Origin of the sequence: Prevotella sp. P4-119, assembly GCF_002251345.1 — a bacterium.
Lineage (GTDB): Bacteria > Bacteroidota > Bacteroidia > Bacteroidales > Bacteroidaceae > Prevotella.
The window spans coordinates 1-1,025 of sequence record NZ_NPJB01000057.1; the positions used below are offsets into that span (position 1 = coordinate 1).

Here is a 1,025-nt window from a genome sequence, read left to right on the forward strand (position 1 = left end):
CGAAGTCCTTCACCGTGGTATTCTCGTCGATGGCGAGACCTCCGAGGTTGATGCTGGTCACCGCCTTGTCGCCAGTACCCTTCACCGAGATAGAGGGCAGCGTGCCTTGGGTGATCTGATAGGGAGCTGCGATGCATGCGCCGCCATCCGATTCAGCCTTGGTGAGATAGACAGGAGCTGCCACGCTGTTCGCACGGACGAACATGTTGTAGTCAGTGTGGTACTGCGCTTTCCTCTCGAAGGCATTTTTAAGCAGCGGAACGAGTCCTGCATACATGCGGACGATGTTCACCCATTTCATGCGCTGACGCTGTTGTCCCTTGGTGCGGGTGTTGCGTACCTTGGTCACTTTCTCCGATACTACGGTACGTCCATTGACAGTCTTGAAAGTCAACTGACCAGCCGATCCACTCATTTTTTTGATAAGTCCATTTAGAATAGCCATTTTGTTTTCCCCCGTTTGTTAGACCAGTGGGGGTTCTGGGGAATAGTTAGTTAATAAGTTAGTGAGCACTCATTCCCACATCGTCGGTTTCTCCTTTTCAGTTCCCATGTTCCTCCCATTTTGTCCCATCGTTGTCCGCCTAATTTTGGGATTTAGTGCGGATTCACTGGTGACTTACTGAGGAGTTGCCCACGTCTGTGTGCGGACGGAATGTGCTGTGCGATGAGTGATTCTCTCTTGAACCACGGTGCAAAGGTATGAAGAAAAACAATCGGTTGTTCCACTTTTCCCACGGCTTGTGACCACTTTTCCCACGGCTTGTTACATTTCCCTGTGTATCAGTTGGTTACAAAGCCAAATTTTGAAGTATAAATCTTGGTGGTTATCGTATATTGCTGAATATAAGGAAGATAGGTGGAGCACTATACTTTTATTGGCTTGAAGTTGTGGTAGGATCATGGGTGAGAATTAGACGCTGTAAAGAAAAGAGCCGAAAACGGTATTTTTCAGTGAAACGCAAAAATGGCGTTACAGCGTTACAATATAACAATATAACAGTTTTGAAAAACCAAAATCAAAA

1 protein-coding gene is annotated in these 1,025 nt (G+C 46.8%); it reads right to left on the reverse strand.

The window, feature by feature from the left end; translation table 11 throughout:
• Positions 1-445 (reverse strand): hypothetical protein (locus CIK89_RS06075; protein ID WP_144007343.1); only part of this gene is annotated, 445 nt, incomplete at its 3' end.
• Between the last annotated feature and the right edge of the window lie 580 nt (positions 446-1,025).